The 25,563-nt window shown below is 71.0% G+C and carries 23 protein-coding genes and 1 pseudogene; 7 read left to right on the plus strand and 17 right to left on the minus strand.

Features of this window, described 5'->3' with window-relative positions:
- Window positions 1-131: 131 nt before the first annotated feature.
- The 4 genes from NS184_RS08295 to melA form a co-directional block, all read right to left on the minus strand.
- Window positions 132-1,010, minus strand: coding sequence for a carbohydrate ABC transporter permease (locus tag NS184_RS08295; RefSeq protein ID WP_242863000.1), 879 nt, complete (start codon window positions 1,008-1,010; stop codon window positions 132-134).
- Window positions 1,010-1,969, minus strand: a complete 960-nt coding sequence (locus NS184_RS08300) for a carbohydrate ABC transporter permease (protein WP_058725644.1) — start codon at window positions 1,967-1,969, stop codon at window positions 1,010-1,012. Before NS184_RS08300 ends, NS184_RS08295 begins: the two co-directional genes overlap by 1 nt.
- A complete protein-coding gene (locus NS184_RS08305) occupies window positions 1,953-3,272 on the minus strand; it encodes an ABC transporter substrate-binding protein (protein ID WP_242863001.1) in 1,320 nt (439 codons plus the stop codon). Before NS184_RS08305 ends, NS184_RS08300 begins: the two co-directional genes overlap by 17 nt.
- A 125-nt stretch (window positions 3,273-3,397) precedes the next feature.
- Window positions 3,398-4,825 (minus strand): alpha-galactosidase, encoded by a 1,428-nt coding sequence (gene melA, locus NS184_RS08310; RefSeq protein WP_058725645.1) that lies wholly within the window; start codon window positions 4,823-4,825, stop codon window positions 3,398-3,400.
- 113 nt (window positions 4,826-4,938) lie between these two features.
- Here melA and NS184_RS08315 point away from each other — a divergent pair, with 113 nt between their 5' ends.
- A complete protein-coding gene (locus NS184_RS08315) occupies window positions 4,939-5,772 on the plus strand; it encodes a helix-turn-helix domain-containing protein (protein WP_058725646.1) in 834 nt (277 codons plus the stop codon).
- Window positions 5,773-5,819: 47 nt separating this feature from the next.
- Here NS184_RS08315 and NS184_RS08320 read toward each other — a convergent pair whose 3' ends face one another.
- From NS184_RS08320 to NS184_RS08345, 6 genes are all read right to left on the minus strand, one after another.
- Window positions 5,820-6,329, minus strand: coding sequence for a hypothetical protein (locus NS184_RS08320; RefSeq protein WP_152998131.1), 510 nt, complete (start codon window positions 6,327-6,329; stop codon window positions 5,820-5,822).
- Window positions 6,322-6,801: a hypothetical protein gene (locus NS184_RS08325; RefSeq protein ID WP_152998132.1), complete on the minus strand. Its 480-nt coding sequence runs from the start codon at window positions 6,799-6,801 to the stop codon at window positions 6,322-6,324. The genes NS184_RS08320 and NS184_RS08325 overlap by 8 nt, the downstream gene beginning before the upstream one ends.
- A gap of 96 nt (window positions 6,802-6,897) precedes the next feature.
- Window positions 6,898-7,371 (minus strand): hypothetical protein, encoded by a 474-nt coding sequence (locus NS184_RS08330; RefSeq protein ID WP_058725649.1) that lies wholly within the window; start codon window positions 7,369-7,371, stop codon window positions 6,898-6,900.
- Window positions 7,372-7,385: 14 nt separating this feature from the next.
- Window positions 7,386-9,143, minus strand: coding sequence for a hypothetical protein (locus NS184_RS08335; protein ID WP_058725650.1), 1,758 nt, complete (start codon window positions 9,141-9,143; stop codon window positions 7,386-7,388).
- Entirely contained in the window at window positions 9,143-9,427 is a 285-nt protein-coding gene (locus NS184_RS08340; protein WP_152998133.1) for a hypothetical protein, read from the minus strand. Before NS184_RS08340 ends, NS184_RS08335 begins: the two co-directional genes overlap by 1 nt.
- A 74-nt stretch (window positions 9,428-9,501) precedes the next feature.
- Complete coding sequence (locus tag NS184_RS08345) at window positions 9,502-10,110, minus strand: dihydrofolate reductase family protein (protein WP_058725652.1); 609 nt, start codon at window positions 10,108-10,110, stop codon at window positions 9,502-9,504.
- A gap of 219 nt (window positions 10,111-10,329) precedes the next feature.
- Here NS184_RS08345 and NS184_RS18305 point away from each other — a divergent pair, with 219 nt between their 5' ends.
- On the plus strand, window positions 10,330-11,829 hold the full coding sequence (locus NS184_RS18305; RefSeq protein WP_193750427.1) for a protein kinase domain-containing protein: 1,500 nt from the start codon (window positions 10,330-10,332) through the stop codon (window positions 11,827-11,829).
- 6 nt (window positions 11,830-11,835) lie between these two features.
- Here the strand turns inward: NS184_RS18305 and NS184_RS08355 are convergent, their stop codons facing one another.
- From NS184_RS08355 to NS184_RS08380, 6 genes are all read right to left on the minus strand, one after another.
- Window positions 11,836-12,315, minus strand: coding sequence for a tetratricopeptide repeat protein (locus NS184_RS08355; RefSeq protein WP_058725653.1), 480 nt, complete (start codon window positions 12,313-12,315; stop codon window positions 11,836-11,838).
- Window positions 12,316-12,356: 41 nt separating this feature from the next.
- Window positions 12,357-14,171 carry a DUF6807 family protein gene (locus NS184_RS08360; RefSeq protein ID WP_242863002.1) on the minus strand — a complete coding sequence of 605 codons (1,815 nt, stop codon included), beginning with the start codon at window positions 14,169-14,171 and terminating at the stop codon, window positions 12,357-12,359.
- 113 nt (window positions 14,172-14,284) lie between these two features.
- Window positions 14,285-16,033, minus strand: coding sequence for a hypothetical protein (locus tag NS184_RS08365; protein ID WP_058725654.1), 1,749 nt, complete (start codon window positions 16,031-16,033; stop codon window positions 14,285-14,287).
- Window positions 16,033-17,022, minus strand: coding sequence for a carbohydrate ABC transporter permease (locus NS184_RS08370; protein ID WP_242863003.1), 990 nt, complete (start codon window positions 17,020-17,022; stop codon window positions 16,033-16,035). Before NS184_RS08370 ends, NS184_RS08365 begins: the two co-directional genes overlap by 1 nt.
- The gene (locus NS184_RS08375; RefSeq protein WP_345969008.1) at window positions 17,019-17,978 is read right to left on the minus strand and encodes a carbohydrate ABC transporter permease; all 960 of its coding nucleotides are present in this window, start codon (window positions 17,976-17,978) and stop codon (window positions 17,019-17,021) included. Before NS184_RS08375 ends, NS184_RS08370 begins: the two co-directional genes overlap by 4 nt.
- A gap of 111 nt (window positions 17,979-18,089) precedes the next feature.
- On the minus strand, window positions 18,090-19,373 hold the full coding sequence (locus NS184_RS08380; protein ID WP_242863004.1) for an extracellular solute-binding protein: 1,284 nt from the start codon (window positions 19,371-19,373) through the stop codon (window positions 18,090-18,092).
- A 252-nt stretch (window positions 19,374-19,625) separates the two neighbouring features.
- Here NS184_RS08380 and NS184_RS08385 point away from each other — a divergent pair, with 252 nt between their 5' ends.
- From NS184_RS08385 to NS184_RS08400, 4 genes are all read left to right on the plus strand, one after another.
- Window positions 19,626-20,627 carry a LacI family DNA-binding transcriptional regulator gene (locus tag NS184_RS08385; RefSeq protein ID WP_242863005.1) on the plus strand — a complete coding sequence of 334 codons (1,002 nt, stop codon included), beginning with the start codon at window positions 19,626-19,628 and terminating at the stop codon, window positions 20,625-20,627.
- A gap of 308 nt (window positions 20,628-20,935) precedes the next feature.
- Entirely contained in the window at window positions 20,936-22,129 is a 1,194-nt protein-coding gene (locus NS184_RS08390; protein WP_058725656.1) for a Gfo/Idh/MocA family protein, read from the plus strand.
- Entirely contained in the window at window positions 22,126-23,397 is a 1,272-nt protein-coding gene (locus NS184_RS08395; protein WP_058725657.1) for a DUF993 family protein, read from the plus strand. The genes NS184_RS08390 and NS184_RS08395 overlap by 4 nt, the downstream gene beginning before the upstream one ends.
- A gap of 20 nt (window positions 23,398-23,417) precedes the next feature.
- The gene (locus tag NS184_RS08400; protein WP_058725673.1) at window positions 23,418-24,311 is read left to right on the plus strand and encodes a sugar phosphate isomerase/epimerase family protein; all 894 of its coding nucleotides are present in this window, start codon (window positions 23,418-23,420) and stop codon (window positions 24,309-24,311) included.
- A gap of 12 nt (window positions 24,312-24,323) precedes the next feature.
- Here the strand turns inward: NS184_RS08400 and NS184_RS08405 are convergent, their stop codons facing one another.
- Window positions 24,324-24,974: a class I SAM-dependent methyltransferase gene (locus NS184_RS08405; RefSeq protein ID WP_058725658.1), complete on the minus strand. Its 651-nt coding sequence runs from the start codon at window positions 24,972-24,974 to the stop codon at window positions 24,324-24,326.
- Between the two features lie 17 nt (window positions 24,975-24,991).
- On the opposite strand from NS184_RS08405, the pseudogene NS184_RS08410 reads away from it, so the two are divergent.
- Window positions 24,992-25,309: pseudogene (locus NS184_RS08410) on the plus strand (phosphogluconate dehydrogenase C-terminal domain-containing protein); the annotation flags it as partial.
- Between the last annotated feature and the right edge of the window lie 254 nt (window positions 25,310-25,563).

The raw sequence follows: 25,563 nt of genomic DNA on the forward strand, positions 1-25,563 counted from the left end.
GGCCTCCCGTCGTCGTCGGTCGGGCCCGAACGTACTGCGGTCGGCCCGACCGGTGGCGCAGGAGGGGACAGCGTGCGCGGGTGGCTCGAGCCGCCCGACGCACGGTGCCTCCTCGATGCCGGGCACAGTGCCTACTTGATGCCGGTCGACGCGATGCCCTGCACGAACTGCCGCTGGAAGGCCAGGAACACGACGAGCAGCGGCAGCACCGTCACCGTCGCGATCGCCATGACCGCGCCCCACGGTGAGCTGAACGCCGGGTTGTTCGTCAGCGTGGAGAGCGCGACCGGCACGGTCAGGTTCTCGTTGCCCTGGAGCACGACGAGCGGCCAGAGGAAGTCGTTCCACCGTGTCATGAAGCCGAGGATCACGAGCACGCCGACGAGCGGTCCGCACGATGGGAGCACGACCCGGAAGAAGGTCTGGAACTCTCCGGCGCCGTCGAGCCGAGCAGCCTCCATCAGGGCGTCGGGGACACCGAGCATGAACTGCCGGGCGATGAAGATCCCCACCACGTCGAACACCGTCGGCAGGATCACCGCCCACGGGGAGTCGACCAGGCCGATCTTCGCGACGACGAGGAAGCTCGGCACCAGGGTGACCTGGATCGGGATCATGATCGTCACGAGGAACGCGGAGTACAGCAGCCCGCGACCCCTGAAGCGGAACTTGGCGAGGGCGTACCCGGCCATCAGTGACACGACGACGCTGAGCGCGGTGCCGACGCTGGTGATGAGCGCGGAGTTGCCGAGCCAGCGCCAGACCGGCTGCGTGCTGAACACCTGCGCGTAGTTCTCGAACGTGGGCCTCGTCGGGAAGATCGAGAACGTGCCGCTCTGCGACTGGCCGCCCGGGGTGAGTGCGGACACGACCATCCAGTACAGCGGGAACACCATGAGGATCGCGAGTGCGGTGAGTCCCGCAACGAGCACCCAGCGGCCTGGGCGCTGCTTCCGCCGCGCGACGGTCGGACGGGAGGCACGGGTCGCGCCCGCAACGGACAGTGCCATCAGATGGCCTCCTCTGCTTTCTTGGTGGCCCGCTGTCGGAGCAGCGTGAACACGAGCAGGATCGCGACGAGCACCAGCCCGAGCGCTGCCGCGTAGCCCATGCGTGCGTCGATGAACGCCGACCGGAACACGTACTGGATGAGGACCGTGGTGGAGAAGCCCGGGCCGCCCCCCGTCATCACGTAGATGACGTCGAAGGCCTGCAGCGAGAACACCACGTTGAGGATGAGCAGGATCGACGTCGTCGGGCGCAGCAGCGGCCACGTGATCGTCCGGAACCGCACCCACCGCGAGGCACCGTCGATGGCCGCGGCCTCCTTCAGCTCGGCGGGGACGGACTGCAGGGCGCCGAGGTAGATCACCATGCAGAACCCGATCCGGGTCCACACGACGACGATCACCAGGGTCGCCATCGCCCAGCCCGGTGCGGTGAGCCACGGCACCCGGCCGAGCCCGAGGGCGTCGAGGAGGTTGTTCACGACGCCGTAGTCGCCGTTGAAGATCCACGACATGATCACGCCCACCACGACGCCGGCGGCGACCATCGGCACGAAGAACAACGCCCGGAACACCGAGCGCCCGGGGAGCGGTCGGTTCAGCGCCACGGCGAGGGCGAGGCCGATGGCCATCGCGGTCGGGACCGTGCCGATGGTGAACACGAGCGTGTTCCGGAGCGCGGTGCCGATGAGCGGGTCGGAGCCCATGTCGACGAAGTTCTTCCCGCCGACCCAGGTGCCGTCACCCAGCGACGTGCTCGAGTCCTGGAAGCTCAGGGCGATCGCGGTGACGATCGGGACGAGCGAGAACCCGAGGAAGAGCAGCGCCGCGGGACCGACGAAGACGTACGGCACGAACCGACCGTGTCGTCGACGGGCGGCGCTGCCGACGGCGAGCCCGCCGGTCGGGGGAGCGACGGACGTCGTCGTCCGCGCGGGGCCGGTCTCAGTTCGCAGTGACACTGCGCATCGCCTCCATCATCTGGGCCGAGGCCTCCTTCGGGCTGAGCTGCCCGAGCAGGCACAGGTCGAGGTAGTCGGCGAAGACCGCGTTCAGCGACGAGAAGTACTGGCCGCTCTCCGCCTTCACCATCGACAGCGGGATGGTCGATCCCTGGTCGATGAACCGCTGCATGGTGTCCGAGTTGGACGCGTAGCCGATGTCCGCCGCGTCGAGGGACTTCCGGGCGGGCAGCCAGTTGCCGTCGTGGCAGAACTGCTGCATCTTCGACCGTGAGGTGATCATCGCCACGAGTTCGGCCGCGAGCTCCGGGTGCTTGCTCGACCTGGTCACGGCCAGGGCGTTGCCGCCGAGGTCGCTCGCCTCGCCGACGTTCCGGATCATCGGCGCCGTGCCCCAGTTGTCCGGCATGTCGGTGTCGAGCTGCACGATCGACTCCGGGTTGTTCAGCATCATCCCGATCTGTCCGGTCAGGAACAGGTTGCGGGCGACGTCGCCACCGCCGCTCTTCGAGATGTTCCCGGTGGTGGCGAGCCCGTCGGCGTACCACTTCCGCCCGAAGGCGAGCGCGTCGATCGCCTCCGCCGTGTCCATCGAGGGGGTGGCGCCGTCCTCGCCGAGGAACGCGCCCCCGTTCTGGTACACGAACGGCAGCCAGCGGTACGCGGTCTCCGGCGCGGACCAGCCGTACCCGAACGCGTACTTGCCGGTGACCTGCTTGACCTCCTTCGCGACGTCGAGGAACTCGTCCCACGTCCAGGCGTCCGCGAGTGCGGTGGGAGGCGTCACCCCGACCTGCTCCATCAGGTCGCGGTTGTAGTAGGTGATGAAGTTGTCGGTGTGCTGGAAGACGCCGTAGATGCCGTCCTCACGGGCACCGATCGCCCAGAACGGGTCGCTGTAGTCCGAGTGGTAGTCCGCCGGGATCGCTCCGGAGATGTCGACCAGGCTGCCGTTCGCGGCGTACCGGCCGATCTGCTGCGGGGTGATCCGGATGACGTCGGGTGCGAGGTCTGCCGCGAGTCGGGTGATGAACCACTGGTGGAACTGGCCGGTCGTCACCTCGACGGCGACGCTCGTCCCGGGGTGCTTCGCGACGAACTCGTCCGCGATCGCCTGGTAGCTCGTGATGTCGGTCGGGATGTTCCAGGTGGACAGCCGGATGTGCTTCGTGCCGCCGGTGGCGGCCGTGCCCTGGCCGGCGCACGCCGCGAGCGCGCCGGCCATCGAGATGCCGGCGAGTGCGAGGAAGCCGCGTCTGGCGAGCTGCCCTCCGGCGGGTTGACGGGGTGGTCGGGTCGGCATGGTCCTCTCCTTCGAGGTCGTGGTGCCGTTCAGGTCGGCCGGGAGGCGCGGTGTGCGCACCCGGAGCGCCGCACGTCCGGTGTGGGGTCGCGTCCAGGACCCGACCCCACGTCGGGCGCGACGGTTCAGACCAGGGCGGGGCGGGCCTCCCGGCCGGTCGTCGCCTGCGGTGCCGCGACCGCGCCCGCCGGGCGCAGCGACTCCGGGAGCAGCGCCGCGTGGGCGTGCAGGAGTTCGTCGGTCATCGCGGCGATGCGGTCGAGCGTCAGGTGCGCCGCCGTCAGCGGGTCGAGCGCCACCGCGTGGTGCACGTGCTCGACGTTGCCGGTCAGCGCCGCGCGGACGGCCAGGGTCTGCACGTTCGTGTTCGTCCGGTTGAGGGCCGCGAGCTGCGGGGGGAGCTCGCCGAACGAGGTCGGGGTGACCCCGTTGCCGTCAGCGAGGCACGCGACCTCGACGCAGGCGTCCGCCGGGAGGTTGCTGATCACACCGGTGCTGTTCGGCACGTTGCCGTAGACCACCGCGGGGACGCCCGTGACGATCGCGTTGACGATGCTCGCGCCGTACTCGACGGACGGCGACAGGTCGGCCTTGAGCTTCTCGAGCTGCTGGTCGACGTCACCCTGCTCGTCGTGCGCGAGGCAGATCTCGTAGTAGTCCCAGCGCTCCGGGATGTACTCGAGCACCGTTTCCGGGTCCTTGCGGAAGTACGGCACGTACTCGCTCGCGTGGTGGCTCGACTCCGTCTCGAAGTACCCGAAGGACCGCATGAGCTGCGTGCGGACCTGCTCGTTGCCGCCCTCGTAGTTGCTCGCCGCGGCCGCGGCCTCGCTGTGGTCGCCGTCGTCGTCGTGCAGGTCCGCCGCCGCGACACCGCGTCGGTGCTTCGCGGTCATGACCTCGCGGAGCCGTGGGTACAGGTCCTCGCCGCTGCGCCGTTTGAAGTCGAGGATCCACGCCTGGTGGTTGATGCCGGCGCAGACGTACTCGACCTCGTCGTAGGGCACGCCGAGGGTACGGGCGAGCATGCGCGTGGTGCCCTGCACGCTGTGGCAGAGACCCACGGTCCGCAGCCCCTTGGCGTTGAGGAACGCCGTGGCCATCGCCATGGGGTTCGCGTAGTTGATGAACTGCGCGTCCGGGCAGAGCTCCAGCGCGTCTCGGGCGATGTCCTCGTAGGCGCGCACCGACCGGAGGAACCGGAACACCCCGCCGGGGCCGACGGTGTCGCCGACCGCCTGGTCGATGCCGTACCTCCGCGGGATCTCGACGTCCCACCTGTAGGACTCGACGCCACCGACCTGGAACGTGATGATCACGACGTCAGCGCCGTCGAGGGCTTCGCGCCGATCGGTGGTCTCCAGGACCTCGACGCCGAGGCCGTGGTGCGCCACGAGCTCACGGGCGGCGTTCGCGGTGCGAGCCACCCGGCCCGCGTCCAGGTCCATGAGGTGCAGCGTCGCGTCCTGCAGGGCGGGGAAGCTGACGAGGTCGCCGATGAGGCGGAAGGGGAAGACGAAGCCGCCGGCGCCGATGATGGTGATCTTGGTCATGGTCCGACGCTAGGAAGTGGGGTGCCTGCCGTGCCTCCGGCTTCGGAGGCCGCGGTTCCAGGATCCTCCGGTGCTGCCGTCCGGCGCTCGGTGCGCTGACGTAGGCTCGGGCCGTGCTCGACGTCGAGACGATGGAAGCGGCCTACTGGAGCCATCGCGGCCCGGCGCCCGTCATGCTGTCCTCCCACCGGCACGACGACCTCGAGATCAACCTCGTGCTCGACGGGCGGCTCGACTACCGCTTCGGCGGCACGGACGTGTCCGTCCACGCCGGAGAGGTCGCGCTCTTCTGGGGATGGACACCGCACCAGCTGATCGGCGAGGGCCCGGGGGCACGAGCCGGTTCTGGAGACTTCTTGTGGGCACACATCCCGCTCGGCGACGTGCTCGCGTGGGGGTTGCCCGACCACGACCTCGGAGCGATGCTCCTCAACCGTCCGGTCCTCGTCCCGGCCGTCGCCGCCGGACGGGACGTCGAGTCGATGTTCGTTTCGTGGCAGCGCGACTTCGCCGACGACGGTGCCGAACTGATCGCGGGTCTCGAGGCCCAGGCGTTCGTCCGGCGGCTGCTCCGGCACCACCGGGACACGATCGACCTCCGGCCGGACGGTGGCCACGGGCCCGCGGGCATGGACCGGGTCATCGACATGGTCCGGTTCGTGGTCGGTCGGTTCCGGGACCCGATCGAGGTCGCCGACGTCGCCGAGGCGGCACACCTGCACCCGCACCACGCCATGACGGTGTTCCGGCAGGACGTCGGTTCGACGATCGTCGAGTACCTCACCCGGTGCCGGGTCGCCGAGGCGCAGCGGCTGCTCGCGACCACGTCGATGACGACGGCCGAGGTCGCGCACGCTGCCGGCTTCGGGTCGCAGTCGAGCTTCTACGCGCACTTCACCCGTGCGCGGGGGTGTGCGCCGGGGGAGTACCGGGCGCGGGTGCGCTGATATCTGCCGTCGTGCGGGTGCGCTGATATCTGCCGTCGTGCGGGTGCTCAACCGTCGGCGAGCGATCCCGGGAAGCACGGCGAGAACGATGAGATGCGGGCGTCTCCGTCCTCGCGGTAGATCGTGACGAGGTACTGGTCGTCGTCCGGTCCTGTGACGGTCAGGCGCGCCGCCCCCTTCGGCGTCGTGTCACGCGCACCGGAGTAGCCGTCGGGCTCGACCGCGTGCACGATCGCGTCGTACGTCTCGTCGACGTCCACCGACCCGGCGAGGGTGACGTGGACCCCGCCCGCGGTCTGGACCTGGTCCTGCGAGCACGAGAGCAGCACCCATCGGCGAGCGTTCTCCTCCGTGACCGAGCCGGCCGGGAAGGCCTCGACGATGCGGTGCTGGAGTGCTCCCGTCCGAGCCTCGGCCTGCGCTCGGGTGACCGGCTCCGTGGCTCGCTCCGAGCCCGGCGTTCCCGAACACGCTGCGAGTCCCCCGAGCGTGAGCACGGCGGTGGGCAGCGTCACGAGCCGGTACCGCGGACGACGACGTCGAGCCGTGTCAGCCATCGGCGAGTGAACCCGGGAAGCACTGCGAGAAGGAGGAGATCTGCACGCGCTTCGTATCGTTGAGGATCGACACGAAGTACTGGTCGTTCGCCGGGCCGGTCAGCACGAGTCGTCTTCCGTGCGACGTCGTGTTGCGTTCGTCGTCGTAGCCCGCGGAACGGAGCTCTCGGCTGATCGTGTCGTACGTTGCGCCCGCGGGGATTGCCCGCGTGAGGATCAGATCAGCGCCGATCGACGACTGGATCCGGTTCTCGGCGCAGTCGAGCAGGGTCCAGCTGCCAGTCCGCGTCTCGCCGACGGACCCCTCGGGAAACGCGCCGATGATCTGACGTTGCACATCGGCAGTCTGTTCTTGGGCCGCAGCGCGTGTCGCCGTCGGCATCGTTCCTCCGGTCGGACTGTTCGCGCAAGCGGTCAGGCCGAAGAGGTTCAGCGCTGCCACCACGAGCACCCCCGTTCTCTTGATGCTCACCGGATCGTCACGCAATCCACCCTCGAACACAGCCCGGCAGCTGTCTTCGCTCCTTTTCGACCGTCACCCGCGATGTCTGACACCCGCGGATCCTCCTCATTGGTCCGCCAGTGAACCGCGGAAGCACTGCGAGAAGGAAGAGATCAGCACGCGCTTCTTGTCGTTCTCGATCGCGACGAAGTACTGGTCGTTCGCCTGGCCCGTCATGACCAGTTGCGACCCTCGTGAGTTCGTGCTCTGTTCTCCCCGATAACCATCGGCCTCCAGTTCATGCGTGATCGCGTCGTAGGTCTCGTCGGCCGGCACGGTCCGTGCAAGTGTCAAGGTCGCGTTGATCGAGGACTGGATCTCGTTCTCGGAGCAATCGAGCAAGGCCCAGCCGCCTGTGCTCGTGTCACTGACGGCACCGTCGGGGAATGCATCGATGATCCTGCTCTGTACAGCGCGCGTTCGCTTCTCGACTTCTGCGCGAGTGACATGTGTGCTCGGTGTCGGTGACTCAGACATGGAAGGACCTCCGGCGCAAGCAGTCAGGGAGAGGATGGCGATCGTGACGAGGCTCAGCATCACTGTGTTTCGAGGGTTCACTGGAAGATGTCCCGTTTCAGATCGAAGAGCACTTGGCGGTTCCCCTCGACTCGGGCGACCCGGTTGTGCTGATCGAGGAGGAAGCCGTAATCGTACGGGTCCACGTCGTCCGGCTTCGGACCGTAGTAGGCATCGTGCTCGAACGCCGGGTTCCATCGCGGGTTGTTGCCGTCCCAGACATGCCTCGTCGCCTGCCCGACCTGCAGGATGTCCACGTACGAGTAGTCCTTGTACTCGGTGAGGGCATTCGGCTTCCAGTCCTGCGGCATGCCGGCGCCGGAGAGCGAGTCCACCTGGTTGTACATGGCCCCGAGCGTCTCCGAGGTGGTGATGTTCGCCGTTCCCCAACTGTGACCCATCGCGGTCGTGATGGCATTGGCCATGTTCGGATCCGTGCTGATCCCGGCGGCGAGCTGTCGAAGCCGCTCTGCCGGACCGAGCGCGAACTGGGGGTCGTTCGCCTCCTTGATGCCTCCGACGCCCGCGGTCTGCTCCCCGGGGAACACTCCGTCCTTCGCCACGAAGACGACACTGTCCTTCGGTGAGGCCTCGTGCAACCAGTTCCCGACCTGCTGGATCCCGTTGTTGTAGAAGCCCTCCATGTTGCTGAAGGTCCCGGGCACGTACGTGATCACGTGTTTGGTGTCCGGACCCGGCGTCCCGATCATCTCGATGATCCGCTTCTGCGACGGGTCGTAGAGGTACAGCTGGTGCTCGGGCGGCTGCTTGACCACGCCTTCGAGGTACGTGATCTCCTGCTGCAACGCGGCGATCTCGTCCCGGTTGGCCTTCGTGCCGTGGCCGAGCGTCTGCCCGAGGATGCCCTCGGTGAGCTGCAGCGCGGTGAGTCGAGCCTTCGCGTCCTCGAGCCGGTCGGCGGCGAGGCTCCGGTTCGCGGCGACCCGCGCCTGCGCCGGCACGCCGTTCAGCGCCCCGATGATCGACGGAACCGCGCCGACCAGCGCCGATTGCTCCGCTGACAGGTCTGTGTCGTCGCCGGTCCCGAGGGACTCCCACCAGGCGCGGACTGCACCTGGGTCGGCGGTCTCGATCCGGGCCGCCACGTCGGGGTGCTTCCGGAGGAACTGCGCGGCGTCGTCCGCGCTCATGCTCTGCAGCAGCGCCAGGAGTGTCAGCGGCGTGGCACTCGCGATGTCCGAGTCGGTCAGTCTTTTCGGCAGGCCGTTGGCAGCCCGGGCATCGAGGGCGTCGGCGCACGCGCGGTCGGCTGCCCGCCGCCGTTCGACGAGCGCGTCCCATTCGAGGTCGATGCTGCGGGCCGCGGTCAGCGCATCGGTGACGTCGTCCGCGCGCCGGTTCGCGGCACTGCTCGCGCTCGTGATCTGCTCGGGCGTGCTGTCGGCCGAGCGGGCGGTGTCCTGCGCCTCGGACCTGGCGCTGCTCGCTGCCGCCTGCGCGTCCGTCAGCGCCTGCGCCGCGGAGGAGCGGCGCGTCTCGAGGTCGCGTTGGTCCTCCTGGATCGCGGTCAGCGCGGAGGCGTAGGTCTCGAGGGCGCTCGCCTGCTCGTCCAGAGCGGTCGCGAGGGTCCCGACGTCGGTCGTGAACGCGCCCACGTTCACCTGGAACGGTTCCTTCGCCCGGCCCCGCCAGTCAGCGGTCTGGCCGTCGTGGGCCAACACGCGCAGCGACCGCGCGGTGTCGCGGAGGTCGTCGGCCTTGTCGCGTCGTGCCGTGGCCACGGCTGTGACCGCCGCGGGATCGCCCTGCCCGGGATCCGTGTTCGACCAGGCCATCAACGACCGTCCAGCTGTGCCGCGAGTTCACCCTCGGTCGTCGAGATCTGGAACGCGACCTGGGCCGGGTACTGCCCGATGGACGTCAACGACTCCGCGAGCACCTCGCCGCGGTCGGTGATGGTCGTGCCCGCTTCGCCGAGCGCGGCCGCGACCGTGGCGGAGCCGAGTGCGTCCTCGCGCGGATCCGCGATCGAGCGATCCATCCGGACCGTCGACGGCAGCGGTGCCATGGCGTGCGTCAGGGCATCGAGCGATGCCGTGTCGACCTGCAGATCCCCCACGCGGACCCCCTCCGTGTTCGCGACCACGATAACGCAACCCGCCGAGCGGACACCAGCGCGTTGTGTACGACATGTCACGACCCACGCAACACGTCCCACCGCCGCAACACGACACCGTTCGTGAACCGCTGCTCCTCGAGCAGCGCGAGCCGCGACGGCGCCCGCTCGCCGGACCGCGGCGGGTCGAGCAGCGGCCGTCCGCCCCCGAGCACCGCGGGGTGTGTGAAGAGCATCAGCTCGTCGATCAGCCCCGCGTCGAAGAGCTGGGACGCGAGGTCCGCCCCACCGACCCCGACGTCGCCCTCGGTCTCCTGCCGGATGCGGGCGAGCTCCTCGATCGCCCGGCCGTCCGAGCCGATCACGCGGGTGTCGTGGTCGGCGGTGGTCCGGGTCCGCGAGACGAGGACCTTCGGCTGCGCGGTCCAGATCTCGCCGTACTCGCGCTCGACTTCGGTCAAGGACTCGTCGGCCCGGGCGTCCGGCCAGTACGGGTCCATCAGGTCCCGCACCACCCGGCCCTCGACCGCGAGCGTCATCGCCGCGGCGCGCTGGTTGAACTCGCGGTGCAACTCCTCGTCGATGCTCACCCACTCCGGGCCGTCCGGGCCGTCGTGCTCACCGGGCGCCCGCTCGATGAAGCCGTCGACGGACACGTTCATCCAGTACACGAACCGTGCGGGCATGGCGACTCCCTCGTCGGACCTGCGATGCCGCGATGCTACGCCGCACCGGCCGCGGAACGGCCCGCCGCGCGAAGTCGAGCGGGCCGCGGCACGGCCCGCTGCGCGAAGCCGCGCGGGCCGTGGCACGGTCCGCTGCGCGAAGCCGCGCGGAGCGTTCCGGGCAGACCGTCGCTCCGGATGGGAGGATGCAACGTCAGACCCACCGAGCACGAGGACCCCATGACGCACGACGACGCAGCGCCGCTCCTCGACGGTCGGTACCGGGTCGAAGGGGTGATCGGTCAGGGCGGCATGTCCGTCGTCTACCGGGCGACCGACGAGGTCTTGCGTCGACCGGTCGCCGTCAAGGTGTTCCACTCCGGATCGGTCGACATCGCCCGGCAGGACGCCGAACTCGGGGTGCTCGCCTCGCTCGAACACCACAACCTCGTCGGCCTCCTCGACGCCGGTGTCCTCACCAACGCCGAAGGTGCGCAGCAGCGCTTCCTCGTGATGTCCCTCGTCGTCGGACAGGACCTCGAGGCGCGCCTCAAGGTCGGCCCCCTCGCCGTCCGGCACATCGCCGAGGTCGGGTTCGACATGGCCGAGGCGCTCCACTACATCCATGCACACGGGGTCGTCCACCGTGACATCAAGCCGTCGAACATCCTGCTCGTCGACTACGGCCACGACGCCGACCGGGCCCGCGCCCGGCTCACCGACTTCGGCATCGCGATCGCCGAGGGCGCCGAACGCCTCACCGCCGACGGTGTCACGACCGGCACCGCCGCCTACCTCAGCCCCGAGCAGGCCCGCGGCGGCGAGGTCGGACCGGCGAGCGATGTCTACTCGCTCGGCCTCGTCCTCCTGCAGTGCTTCACGCGCCGACGCGAGTTCCCCGGCTCCGTCGTCGAGTCGGCGATCGCCCGGCTGTCCCGCGACCCCGTCGTCCCCGAGCCGCTCCCCGAGCACTGGAAGACCGCGCTCCGCGCGATGACCGCGCAGGACCCGGCCGCCCGCCCGCTCGGATCCGAGCTCGTCGCGATGCTCCGCGACGTCGTCATCGCGGACACGTCGGCACCCGACCACGTGGTCGACCCGGACGGTCTGGAGGCCCCCACCGCCCCCGTCACGCAGCTCACGCCCGACGGCACGCACGACCAGTGCACCCAGCCCCCGTCCGACGCCGGGCCGGCGCCGGCAGCCATCCCGTCGTCCGGCGCGCACGCTGCAGCAGCACCGGCGCACCCGACCGACCGGCCGGCCACGCTCGACGAACTCCCCGAAGAGGCCCTGCACCGCACCACCGCGATGGCAGCCCGGCTCTTCGACGCGCCCATCGCGCTCGTCGAGGTGCTCGACGAGGACCGGGAGTGGTCCCAGTCCTGGATCGCCGACGGCGTCGACCCGTCCGCGCGGAAGATCAGCTTCCGCAACGGCTTCGCACCGGTGCCCGAACCCGTCGTCATCCCCGACGGCGCCACCCACCCGGAGATGCGGGAGAGTCCGCTCGTCACCGGGCCGCTCGGCATCCGGTTCTTCGTGAGCGTCCCGCTCGTGAAGCACGACGGCACGACGATCGGGACCCTCGCGGTGCTCGACGCGAAGCCGCGCGAGGCGACCGAGTCGGACCTGGCGAACCTGCGCGACCTCGCGGCGCTCGCCGTCGCACAGCTCGAACTGCGCCAGGAGTCCCTGCGGACGACGAGTGACGCGCTGCCCCTCGACCGCCCCCGCTGACCCCGCTCAGTCGGTGAGGGCCGCCGCGTACGCCCGGACCGACCGGTGGTAGCGGGGGAGCGTCGGTTCGACGGCCTCGATCGCCACCCGCAGCGCCTCGTCCACGCGTCCGGCGCTGTGCAGCGCGAGCGCGAGGAAGACCTTCGGCGCGGCCCCCGTCGCCGGGTGCTCGGGTGCGTCCCGGAGCATCGTGATCGCCTCGTCGACCCGGCCGAGGTTCCGGAGGGTCGAGGCGTGCTGCACCACCATCCGCGCGGCACGGTCGGGGTCGACCTCGGCGAGGCCCGATGACGTCGCTGCGGCGTACTGCTCGTCGGCCTCAGCTTCGTGACCGGTGGAGTCGTACGCGCCACCGAGTTCGAAGGCCGCGAGTGCCGGGTGCGGCGCAGCGGATGCGAGTGACGTCATCCGCGACACGAGCTGTTCGTCGTCGAGATCCGCCGCCCAGATCTCGGCGACGGCGTGTTCCCACTGCGCTTCGGTCATCACACGACCGTACCGCCACGACCGCGCCCGGTCGTGCCCGATCAGCGTCCGTCGCGGACCGACGCGCGGAACGACCGCACCAGCGGCACGTCCGGCCGGACGGTGACGGGGGAGCGCCAGGCGAGCGCCGATCCGATCGCGGGGTACTCGGCGACGCGGACGAACCACGGGTCGTGGTGGTCGAGCGCGGTGACCCGGATCGTCGCCGGTCCGCCGTCGAAGTCCGCGGCCCACTCGACCCACGGTGCGACGGAGCCGTGCACGGCTGCTTCGCCGACGGCCTCGGCGGTCCGGACGGACACCGGGTCGCACGGCGGGAACCGCCAGAAGAAGCCGCCGTACCCGGCGCCGACGCGCCCGTTCGAGCCGGGACCACCGAGCCGGACGGGGAAGGATCCCGGTGCGCGGAACGACGACGACCAGTCGAGCGTCCAGCCGTCCTCCTGCGCAGCCCAGGTCAGGACCCGGTCCTCGTGCAGGACGACGCCGCCGTCGGGCCCCCGCCAGACGAGCTCCTGCGCGAGCCAGCCGGGCCGCTGTTCGGCGTGCACGACCTCGACGCGGCCGTGGTCGTCCCGCCACACGTACCCGTCGCCGTGCACGTACGTCCGGCCGCCCCAGCAGTTCACGCCGTCGAGGTCGGGGATCGCGAACCCGAGGCCGCAGTGCCAGTCGTGGTCGCCGGGGTGGTGCGCCGACACCGTCACACCGGCGCGGGTGCGGACAGGGTGGAGGTAGGGCCTCGGCGACGACGTCGGGATGGTCCCCGAGCCGTCGACGACCGTCGCGACCGGGGCACCGTCGACCCGGAGCGTCGCGAGCACCTCGTCGTGCGCCGTGTGCGCCCACGGAGCCCCGACCTCGGAGAACAGCGCGAGCCGGTCGGCCGCCCGGTCGACGATCGCCTCGACGTCGGCGACGAGCGGTCGGCGAGCCGGCCCCTCGCCCTCCCACGCGACCCAGGGGTGGTCGATCTGCACCGGTTTGGCGGCGCGGACGGCCTCGAGCACCTCGACGAACGCCCCCGTGGAGGCGAGCGGCACGAGGAGCGGCGCTCCGCTCGCCCGGTGGCCGAGCAGGTTCTCGAGGAGCTCGGTCCGCTCGTGGGTCGTGGTCGTGCCGTCCACCGTGACCTCGTCGGTCGTGTAACCGAGGACGGCTCGCCCCGTCGCACCTGTGACACGGACCGTGGGCAACACCTCGGCCGGCGCGCAGAGGGTGAGGGCAGCGGTGGCCTCGCGCCCTGCGGTCGTCGTGACCCGGACGGTCGACGTGTCGTCGCCCTCGATGGCGTTCGCGCGGTACAGCTCGACCTCGACCCGGGCGACCTCGTCGGCGCGACGACACCCGACGAGTGCCAGTGCGGTCGCGACGGCGTGCGCGAGCGGGTTCGTCACGACCCCGTCGAGGACGTCGACACCGGCCACGCGTCGTCTGCCGGCCCAACCCGACCGCGACCAGTAGGCCTGGTCACGCGTCCACGTCCCGACCGCGGCGGCCGACCGCACCGGCCCGACGACCGATCCGTCACGGAGCGCCGGGAGCGCGGCCGAGCCGAGGCTCTGGAACCCGACCTGCACGACCCGGCCGGTGCGGCGTTCGGCGTCGAGCAGTTCCGCGAGGGCGGCGCGGGTCGTGACGGGCGGCTTCTCGAGCAGGACGTCGGCGCCGGCCTCGAGTGCGGCCAGTGCGAGCGGGAGGTGCGCGCCGATCGGCGCGGCGACCACGACGACGTCGACGGCGCCGTGTGCGCGGGCAGCGGTGACGTCCGTGACGACGGGCACGCCGCCGTCGGTGTCCGTCCCGAGGGTCGGGTCGACGACCGCGGTCAGGACGCACCGGCCTGCTGCGACCATCCGGTCGATGGTCGCGCGGTGGTGCAGTCCGTACCCGCGTGCGCCGACGAGGACGATGCCGGGAGGCCCGTCACCGGTCCGTCCCGCCGGCTGCGGTCCGCCGTCCGTCACGTTCACCGGACCGCGGCGGTGGTGACGTCGGTCGTCGCGACGCCGGAGACGGCGGCCCCGGCACCGGCCGGGACCGGCGTGCCGATGACGATGCGCGCACGTCCGGGCGCGCGGCCCGTGACGTGGACGTGCTGCCCCTCCGGGCGGTCGGTACCGCCGAGGAAGGCGTAGTCCTGACCGGGTGCGTAGAACGCCGGCTGTGCGTACCCGGTGCCGGAGCCCGGTCCGAAGGTGATCGTCGACTCCCCGGCAGCGTGGGTGCCTGTGCCCGCGACGAGCACGGTCTCCCCGGTGGCGGCGTCGGTGCTCACACCGGTCACCGTACCCCCGTCGCGGAAGGTGAGCTGGAGTGACCACGGTACGTCTGCGCCGTCGGTCTCGAGGTCGAGGACCACCCGCTCGGGCTCGACGGCGATCGTGACCACGGTGCGGAGCGACACCGTGTCGGCGGCGCGGGACCCGAAGGCCATGGAGCCGGAGAACCGGCCCTCGTCGGCGAGGGCGTAGTCCCCGTCCGGCCGGCGGTCCGCGGAGGCGAGTGGCTGGTGGTACCCGGCGGACACGGTCTCGCTGAGCCGCCACCGGCCGCCACCGAGCGCCTCCAGCGTGGTGGGTCGGAACGGTCCGAGCCCGAAGAACTCCCGCGAGAGCCGGACGTCGGAGAGCACGGCGTCGCCCGAGAGCACGCGGAGGAAGGTGGGGCTGTTCGCGAGGCCGGACCGCACGTGTCCCTGCGCCGGGACGTCGGAACCGGCGAAGAGCACCACGTCCCGGTGCGCCTCGCGGACGTGGACGAGCCGGGCGTCCCGGAACACGGTGGTGCCGAGGAGGAGCGGCGTGGGCGACGGGAGCGGCTCGGCGAGCAGCGGGTCGGTCATCGCCCGCGCCGCCGTGACCGCGGGCTGCCACATCGGCGCGACGGCCGCGCGGGCAGCGACCGCGGCGAGGTCGCCGCGCTGGTCGAGCACCGCGACGTGCCAGAGCAGCGGCGCGAACGGGCCGATCCCGAACGGCTCGGACTGGTCCTGTCGCCGGGACTGCACGGTCTCGACGGTGTCGTCGCGGAGCAGCAGCGCGAGGGTGGCGTCGAGCGCCCGGCGGACCGGGTCGAGGAGCGCCGGTCGGTCGAGGACCTCGGCGAGCACGAGGAACGAGGGGCAGGAGACCGCGGCGGCGTAGTTCGGGCTCCGCTCCGACCACAAGCCGTCGGCGTCGATGTCCGGCCCCTCGGCCAGCCACTCGTGGATGCGCTCGACGAGGGCGTCCGACGGGTGCAGGCGGTGGATGCGCGCGAGGGCCGCGCTGATCTCCCACCGGTGGTTCGGCGTGTGCACACCCCCGGCCAGGAGCGCCGGCGTCGCCCGTTCGACGATCCGGTCGAGGTCGACGGCGATGGCTTCGGCGGCAGCGTCGGCGTCGCGCAGCGGCGCGAGCAACTCGAGGGCGTCGCACACATCGTTCACGGTGAACGCGGAGTCCGGCGGCGAGAGCACGTTGTCGCCACCGACGAACGTCCCGCCGGGCGACTGCAGCGTTGCGAGGTGCCGGACGTACCCGTGCGCGGTGGCGAGGTCGTCGTCGGGGAGACGATCCGTGCCTCCCGGCCGCTCGTGCCGGACCCGGGCACCCACGAAGGCGAGGGCACGCGCCATCAGCTCGCGGTGCGACAGCGCCGCCGGGTCACTCGGCGTCGCGCGCCACCCGGCGAGCTCGGCCTCGGCGGCGGGGCGGACCGCGTCGAGGAACCCCATCAGTCCTTGAGCCCTGCGTTGAGGTCCGCGCCGTTCACGTACTTCTGGAACACCAGGTAGATGAGCAGCAGCGGCAGGATCGAGATCACCGAGGCACCGAGGAGCACGGTCCAGTTGACGTTCTCGGCGCCGACGATGCTCTGCAGGGCGATCTGGATCGTGAACTGGTGCGGGTCGTTGAGGACCAGCAGGGGCCAGATGTAGTCGTTCCACCGCCACTGGAACGAGAAGATCGCGAGGGTCAGCATGATCGGCCGGGAGATCGGCAGCATGATCCGGAAGAAGATCCCGAACTCGCTCGCACCGTCGATCCGTGCGGCCTCGACGAGGTCGTCCGGGACAGTGAGGAAGAACTGCCGGAACATGAAGATGCCTGTCGCGGTGATGACCGACGGCACGATGATGCCCGCGAGGGAGTCGTACATGCCGAGGTCACGGATGACGATGAACGTCGGCGCGAGGATGACCTCGGTGGGGAGCATGGTCGTCGCGAGGATGCACACGAAGAACACCTTGAGCCACCGGTTGTCGTACTTCGCCAGGGCGTAGCCGGTGGCGGCGCTCGCGAGGACCGTGAGCACGGTGGTGACGAGCGCGACGACGATGGTGTTGCCGAAGTAGCGGGCGAAGTCGAAGCTCTGCCACGCCTCGACGAAGCCGGACACGGACCACTGCTCCGGGAAGAGCGTCAGCGGGTACGAGAACAGCTCGCCGCCGGGCTTGAACGCGCTGAGGACGAACCAGAGCACCGGGAAGCCGAAGCCGATGATGAAGACCCAGAGCAGCGCGCTGACCGCGATGGCCTTGGGCTTCGGCACGCGGTCGAGTCCGCCGCGGGTCGAGCGGCGCTTCGCGGCACTCCGGGCAGCCCGTCGGGCGGCTCGCGCGTCCGCGGTCGTCACAGAACGGGTCGCGTCGCCGCCGTCGGGGCGGGTCGCATCCGGGTTCGCGGCACCGGGTGCACCGGCGCCGGGCAGGGTCGTGGTCATCGGCGCTTCTCCGTCCGACGGTTCAGGGCCAGCTGGATCAGCGCGATGGCCATGAGGATGAGCATGAGGACCATCGACGCCGCCGAGGCGTAGCCGATGTGGGCGTTCTGGAACCCGTTCGTGTAGATGTACTGCACGAGCAGGTTGTTGTCCGTTCCCGGGCCGCCGCCGTTGAGGGCCTGGATCGTCGCGAACTCCTTGAACGCACCGAGGGACGACAGCAGCACGACGATGAACGACGTCGGCGCGATGCTCGGGAGCGTGATGTACCGGAACTGGTGCCACGCGCCGGCGCCGTCGAGGGCGGCTGCCTCGTAGTAGGACTGCGGGACGTTCCGGATCGCGGCGACGAACAGCAGCATGTTGAACGCCGACCCCGCCCACGCACTCGCGAAGACCACTACGAGCAGCGAGAGGTCCGCGTTCGACTGCCACGGCACGGCCTTGCCGCCGAGTGACTCGATGACGAAGTTGGCGAGACCGAAGTTCTCGCCGAACATCCACCGCCAGATGACGCCGGTGACGATCGGGGAGATCAGCCACGGGACGAAGAACACGATGCGGGCGACGCTCCGGCCCTTGGCGGCGGGGCTCGTGAGCATGAGTGCCATCGACAACGACAGCACGAACCCGAGGGGGACCGCGACCACGGCGTAGAGCAGGGTGCGGACGAGCGCGGCGTAGAAGGTGTCGTCCTGGAACAGCTCGACGTAGTTCTGCAGGCCGATGAAGTCCGGGGAGACGACGCCGTTGTAGTCGGTGAACGAGTAGCCGAGGCCGATGACGGCCGGCCAGACGAAGAACACCGCGAACAGGACGACGTTGACGCTGACGAAGGCGATCGGTGCCAGCAGGGGCTTCCGGACGCCGGAGCGTCGGCTGCGGGTGCGGGGGCCGGGGGGTCGGACGGTGTCGCTGGACGGCACCGCGCGGGGGACGGCGGTCTGGGTGCTCACGGTTGTCCTCTTCGTTCGTCGCGGTCTGGGGTGGGATCCGGACGGGCCGGGCTGCCCGGCGGGGTTGCCGGATCCGGAAGAGCCGGGCGCTCACGCGCCCGGCCCGCTCCGTCAGCCGACGTGGTCCTCGTAGTACTTCGTGATCGTCTCGAGCGTCTGCTTCGCCGACTGCTGGCCGTTGATGAGCTTCCCCACCTCGGCCGTCGTCGGGTCGGTGCCGAGCTCCTTGCCCTCGACACCCCATCGGGCGCTCTCCTTCGCGTAGGAACTCGAGATCGGCGCTGCCGCCTCGATCTCCTTCTGGTAGAGCGCGAACGAGTCCTTCGCCGCCTGCGACTCGAACGGGTACGTGATGTCCAGCCCGGACTCGACCGGCAGGAAGCCATTCGTGGTCACGAGCTTCGCGTAGTTCTTCGGCTCGTACATGTAGGCGATGAACTTCTTCGCCGCGGCGCCCCGGGTGTCGGAGTTCTCGAACCCGACGATGTTGCCGCCGTAGTTGATCTCGGTCGCGTGCGTCGGGTCGGCCGGGGTCGCTGCGCTCGCCCAGTCGAAGTCGGTGATGTTCGACGCGAAGTCGGACGACTGCCAGACGCCGGAGAAGTACGCGACGACCTGCCCGCTCTTGAACAGCGCGTTCGGGTCCTGCTGGCTCGTCCACACCGACTTCGGCATCGTCTCGTCGTCGTTCATGTCCGCGAAGTCCTGCAGCGCACGCACGATCTTCGCGTTCGTCGGGAAGGACCCGTCTTGCTCCTGCTGCATGAAGTCGGTGCCCTTGGTGAACATGTAGGCCCGGAGCCGCGACGGCGAGGAGTCGAACACGAGGTCGTACTTCGCGCCCGCCTTCGCCTTCACCGTCTCGGCCTTCTGCAGGAACTCGTCCCACGTCCACGCCTTCGACGGGTCGGTCGGGTAGGACACCCCGGCCTTGTCGAACAACGACTTGTTGACGAACAGGCCGGCCGCGGTGACGTCGGACGGGATCGAGGTGATCTTGCCGTCCTTCTCCTTCGCGATGATGTCCTGGTCGATCTTGTTCGCACCGTCGTCGACGATGGACGACAGGTCCACCGTCTTGCCGGTCCAGATCGGGTCGATGCCCGCGGCGCGGACGACGTCCGGGAGCGAGTTCGCCTGCGCGGACTCGCGGAGCTTCGTCTGCAGGCCGTCGTACGGCAGGTTCACGATCTTGACCGTGACTCCGGTCTGCTCCTCGTAGGAGTCCGCGAGGTCCTGGTACCCCTTCTCCTGCGCGGCGGAGGTGGACAGCCAGAAGGTGAGCTGGTCGACCTTCCCGCCGTTCGAGCCGGAGCCACCGGACGCGCAGCCGCTCAGGAGGGCGAGCGCGGCGACGCCGCCGGCGAGGGCGAGCATGCTCTTGGAGGACTTCATCGTCACTGCTTTCGTTCGGGACCACGGCGTGTGCCGCAGGCGAGCGTTCAGGGGTCTCGGCCGAGTGCCACAGGTCTACACGAGCGGGCGCAGCTTGGCAAGCGCTTTCCAAAATCATGTGATGACAACGCGACCTGCTCGGCCGAGCGGCGCAGGCGGCAGTGGAAATCGCTATCCTCGCGCTCAGACCGCGGTCGCGGTCCGGACTGGAGGCACGACATGCCGGAACGGGGCACGGTCACCCTGGCGGACGTGGCCGAGCGCGCAGGTGTGTCGCTCGCCACCGCCTCGCGGGCGCTCAACGGCAGCGCGCGGAAGGTCCGACAGGAATCGCTCGACCGGGTGCACGCCGCCGCGCGGGAGCTCCGGTACACCGCCAACGTGCAGGCCCAGGCCGTCGCCCGCGGAACCACCACGACCCTCGCCCTCGTCGTCGGCGACATCGCGGACCCGTACTTCGCCGCGATCGCCGCCGGAGCGATCCGGGCCGCCGACGAGGCCGGGCTCGTCGTGACGATCACCTCCACCGGCGGGGACGCCTCGCGTGAGCAGGACGTCCTCGCGGTCGTCGCCGGCCTCCGCCCGCGGGCCGTGGTGCTCGCGGTGAGCCGTCGGCTCGGCGCCACGTCCGACACCGGAGCGGCGGTGCAGGCCCTGGTCGCCGGCGGTGCCGGGGTCGCCGCCCTCGTCTCGGACCTCGACGGCGGGTCCGTCCCCGGGGTCGAGGGCCTGGTGATCCGCAACCTCAGCGGTGCTGCGGCGCTCGCCGGTGCCCTCGTCGAGCAGGGGCACGACTCCTTCGCCGTCCTCGCCGGGGACCCGACCCTCGCGACGGCGCACGCCCGCTACGAGGGGTTCGTGGCCGGGCTCGCCGCTCACGGCCTCAGCGTGCCGGACCAGTGGGTCGTGCCGTCCGCGTTCACGCGCGATGGCGGACACCAGGCGATGGAGGCCCTGCTCGCCGCCGCCGCCGGGGGAGCGGCTCCGCTGCCGCGCTGCGTGTTCGCGGTCACGGACCTCATGGCGGTCGGGGCGGTCGCCGCGATCCGGGAGCGTGGACTCGTCCCCGGCGTCGACGTCGGCGTGGCGGGGTTCGACGACGTCCGGATGCTCGCCGACGTCGTGCCGGCGCTCAGCACCGTCCGGCTCCCGCTCGAGGAGATCGGAGCGCGGGCCGTCCGGCGTGCGCTCGGGACGGACGCGGGCGGCGCCGTCGACGGTGAGGTCGTGCTGCGCGCGAGCACGGCCCGGTAGTCCGGCGCGGGGCGGTCGCTTCTCGGTACGGGGCGGCGCCGATCGCTGTCGAGGGATGGACGTGCTGCACCGGTGCGCGGACGTCGAGGTCCCACGACACTTCGCGTGTTCGGCGCGGAGGTTCCACGGAGCGCGGCTGACGGCACCGAGATCCCAGAATTCTGGAACCTCGGGGTGAACGTCCGTGCCTGGTGACGCATCGCGATCCGTGTTCGAGGGGCTGCGGAGCGGACATCCCGTGGTGTACCTTGCCTGGCAAGCGCTTTCCGTACGGATGGAGGCGGCCACGGCGAGCAAGGGAGCACGCGATGACCACACGCACGATCGGCATCATCATGCACGGCGTCACGGGACGCATGGGGTACCGCCAGCACCTCGTCCGCTCGGTGCTCGCAATCCGCGACGAGGGCGGCGTGCTGATGCCCGACGGCACTCGCGTGCAGCTCGAACCGCTCCTCGTCGGACGCAACGCCGCCAAGCTCGAGGAGATCGCGACCCGGCACGGCCTCGAGCACTGGACGACCGACCTCGACGCGGCGCTCGCCGACCCCCGCTGGGACGTGTTCGCCGACTTCGCCGTCACGAGCGCCCGTGCCGGCGCCATCCGCAAGGCGATCGCCGCCGGGAAGGCTGTCTACACCGAGAAGCCCACCGCCGAGACCTCCGCCGAGGCCCTCGAACTCGCGCAGGCCGCCCACGACGCCGGGGTCCCGAACGGCGTCGTGCACGACAAGCTCTACCTGCCCGGGCTCCGGAAGCTCCGCGGGCTGATCGACTCCGGGTTCTTCGGCCGCGTCCTCAGCGTCCGGGGCGAGTTCGGCTACTGGGTGTTCGAGGGGGACTGGCAGGCCGCGCAGCGCCCGAGCTGGAACTACCGCAAGGAGGACGGCGGCGGCATCGTCGTCGACATGTTCCCGCACTGGAACTACGTCCTCGAGCAGCTCTTCGGTCGCGTCGAGTCCGTCTACGCCCGGGCGGTGACCCACATCGAACAGCGGTCCGATGAGCAGGGCCGTCCCTACGCCGCGACTGCGGACGACGCCGCGTACGGCGTGTTCGACCTCGCCGGGGGCGTCACCGCGCAGATCAACTCGAGCTGGGCCGTCCGCGTCGACCGGGACGAACTCGTGGAGTTCCAGGTCGACGGCACCCTCGGCAGCGCTGTGGTCGGGCTCTTCGGCTGCCGCATCCAGCCGCGCACCGCCACCCCGAAGCCGGTCTGGAACCCGGACCTCCGTGACGAGCGCGATTACCGCGGGCAGTGGCTCGAGGTCCCCGACGAGGACTTCGGCAACGGCTTCCGCGCGCAGTGGGAGGACTTCGTCCGCGACCTCGTCTCCGGACGGCCGCATCGCTACGACCTGCTGTCCGGCGCCCGGGGGGTGGCGCTCGCGGAGGCTGGTCTGCGCTCCAGCGACGAGGGTCGACGCATCGACCTGCCGGAGCTGGGCCTGCGCACCCCGGCCGAGCCGCGCCTCCAGGCCGAGACCGTCAGCGCATGAGCGCCCGTCCCGACCGGCTGACGCTCCTCGCCGCCGACGGCACCGTCACCACGGAGTCGCTCCGCGAGCCGCTCCCGGCGACGCAGCCAGCCGCGAAGCCGACGGCGCCGCTGACCCAGCGGGTCGTTTACGCCGCCGCGCACGTCGTCCCGCGCACCGCCGCGGACAACACCCCGGGAGCACCGGCCGACCTCGACTGGGACGCCACCCTCGCCTTCCGCCACCACCTCTGGTCGTGGGGACTGGGCGTGGCCGACGCTATGGACACCGCCCAGCGGAACATGGGCCTCGACCCCTCGGCGACACGCGAGCTCACCGCCCGCAGCGCCCGTGAGGCGCAGTCCGTCGGTGGCCGGCTCGTCGTCGGGGTGAACACCGATGACCTCCCCGACGAACCGGTCTCGGAGCGGCAGGTCGTCGACGCCTACGTCGGGCAGCTGCACCACGCCGAGGACGTCGGCGCCGGGGTCGTCCTCATGGCGAGCCGGCACCTCGCCCGGCTCGCGCGTACCGAGACCGACCCCGCCGCAACCTACCGCCGTGTGTACGCGGCGGTCCTCGCGCGGGCGTCCGCGCCGATCGTGCTGCACTGGCTCGGCGAAGCGTTCGACCCGGCGCTCGCCGGCTATTTCGGCGCGGAAGCCGGCGCTGGAGCCAGCGCGAACCGTCGCGCTGCCGACACCGTCCTCGACATCATGGGCGATGCTGGCGACCGCGTCAGCGGTATCAAGATGAGCCTCCTCGACGCCCGTGCCGAGACCGACCTCCGTGCGCGCCTCCCCGAGGGCGTCCGGATGTTCACCGGCGACGACCACCACTACGTGGACCTCATCGCCGGCGACGGCACCCTCCACTCGGACGCCCTGCTCGGAGCCTTCGCAGCCCTCGGGCCCGTCGCTTCCGCCGCCGTGCAGGCCCTCCCCGACGAGGCCGCGTTCCGCGCCCTGCTCGGCCCGACCGAGGCGCTCTCGCGACACGTCTTCAGCGCACCCGTGTGGCACTACAAGACCGGCATCGCGTTCCTCGCCTGGCTGAACGGGCACCAGTCCGCCTTCACGATGGTCGGCGGTCTGCACGCGGGCCGCTCCCTGCCGCACCTGTCCGAGACGGTCCGGCTCGCGAACACGTGCGGCGCCCTCGAGGACCCGGCGCTCGCCGCGCAGCGATGGCACGACCTGCTCGCGTTGGTAGGGGTGTCGGCTCCGTCGACGGCCGGGAGGCACAGGTCGACCCTCGACGCAGCCCACCTCACTGGGGCGGTCGCGTGACGACCGGGGGCCGGCTCGCGATGACCGCCGACACCGAGGACGTCGCGACGACGGCGACGCCTCACCCGCGGCTCTCGATCAACCAGGCGACCGTCAAGTACGCGACCCTCCCCGAGGCTCTCGACGTCGTGTCGGCGGCCGGCGTCGGCGCGATCGGCACCTGGCGGGAGCCGATCGCCGCGGTTGGGCTCGACGACGCCGTCCGCCTGGTGGGTGACTCCGGCCTCCGGGTGTCCTCGCACTGCCGCGGCGGGTTCTTCACGCTCCCGGACGGGGCCCGACGCACCGCCGCGCTCGACGACAACCGCCGGGCGATCGACGAGACCGCCGCCCTCGCCGCCGCGGGAGCGCCCGGGTCCGCAGCCGTCCTCGTGCTCGTCGCCGGTGGTCTGCCGAACGGCTCGAAGGACCTCGTCGGCGCCCGGTCCCGCGTGTCCGACGCCCTCGCCGACCTCGTGCCGCACGCCCTCGACGCGGGTGTCCAGCTGGCCGTCGAGCCGCTGCACCCGATGTACTGCGCCGACCGGGCAGTGGTGTCGACGCTCGCGCAGGCACTCGACCTCGCCGCGCCGTTCCCGTCCGCCGCGGTCGGGGTCGTCGTCGACACGTTTCACGTCTGGTGGGACCCCGCGCTCGAGGCGTCGGTCGCTCGAGCCGGCGCCGCGGGGCGGATCGCGGCGTTCCAGGTGTGTGACTGGACGACCCCCATGGCCGCCGACCCGCTCCTGTCCCGCGGGGTGATGGGTGAGGGGCACGTCGACTTCGGACCGGTCACGGCAGCGGTGACGGCGGCCGGGTGGGCCGGGGACGTCGAGGTCGAGATCTTCAACCAGGACGTGTGGGACGCGCCGGCGCCGGAGGTCGTGGACCGGGTCGTGCGGGCGTTCGCCACCGAGGTGCCGCTGCCGCGCTGACGCGGCTCGCGCTCAACGGCGCCGGACGAGCACGACGCTGTCCGCCGTGTGGTGCTCGTGACCGTCGGACGCCGTCGTGGTACGCGGACGCTCGGCAGCCTCGAGGACCTCCCACCCGTCGTCCAGTCCGAGCCCTGCCAGGTCCTCCGACGGCGACGGGAACCGGTAGCCGCGGAGCTCTTCGGGGAGGTCGTCGTGCGGGGGAGCGGCGTGCGCGGTGACGAGCAGGTGTCCACCGGGGGCCACGAGCCCGGCCGCCCGGCGGAGGATCGCCGCACGCGGGATCTCGACCGGCCACGACTGCAGGAACGACGCCGTCACGAGGTCGAACCGCGCGCCGGTGTCCCACGTGGCCAGGTCCGCCGCGACGAAGGCGGTGCTCTCATCGACCCCGGCTGCGACGGCCGCCGCCGATGCCCGGGTCTCCGCGGTCACCGACAGGTCGACCCCGACCACCGACCATCCGCGCTCGGCGAGCCACACGACGTCGCCGCCCTCACCGCAACCGAGGTCGAGCGCTCGACCGGCCGGGAGCTCCGTCGCGACCGAGGCGAGCACGGCGTTCACCCGGCCTGACCAGACGCCGTCGCGTTCGGCGTACCGCGCCTCCCACCAGGAGCGGGCATCGGGTTCGGTCGTGGGGTCGTCGTCGTGGGAGTGCACGAGAGCACCCCAACGGACAGCTCGCCGTGCTCGAGCCGACCCTCGTCGAGACCATCGCCTGCATGATCGGCGACTTCCTCAACGACGCGCTCGAGGAGACCGTCACGGGCGTCGGCGTACCCCGCGAGGCCGCGCGGGCGATGCTCTACGGCCACACCTGGATCGCCCTCACGAACGGCCTGCGTGGCTCGAACCCGTTCTCGGACGCGTGCCACATCGCGATGGGTTACGGCCGCGAGAAGCTCATCAAGGAGGACTGGAAGCAGGTCTTCGACGACAGCGAGCTCGACTCGGTGATCGCCGAGATGCTGAAGATCGACGCCGTCAAGCGCTGACCGGCGTCCGCCAGGACCGGAACGCCCCGCCGACCCCCTTCCGGCGGGGCGCTCCCTGTGCTCAGCGCTCCTGCTCAGGCCGACGACCGCGCCGTGAGCGCGCCGAGGGCCGCCGCACCGCGCTCGGCGTCGGGGACCGTGACCACCCGGGCGCCACCACCCCGCAACCGGACCACGATCCCCGGCCCGGAATGCGTGACGTACGCGATGCCCCGTCCTTATCCACCTATGACGCCGCCGACGCATAGAAAGGG

Source organism: Curtobacterium luteum, from assembly GCF_001475545.1.
GTDB classification, from domain to species: Bacteria; Actinomycetota; Actinomycetes; order Actinomycetales; family Microbacteriaceae; genus Curtobacterium; species Curtobacterium luteum_A.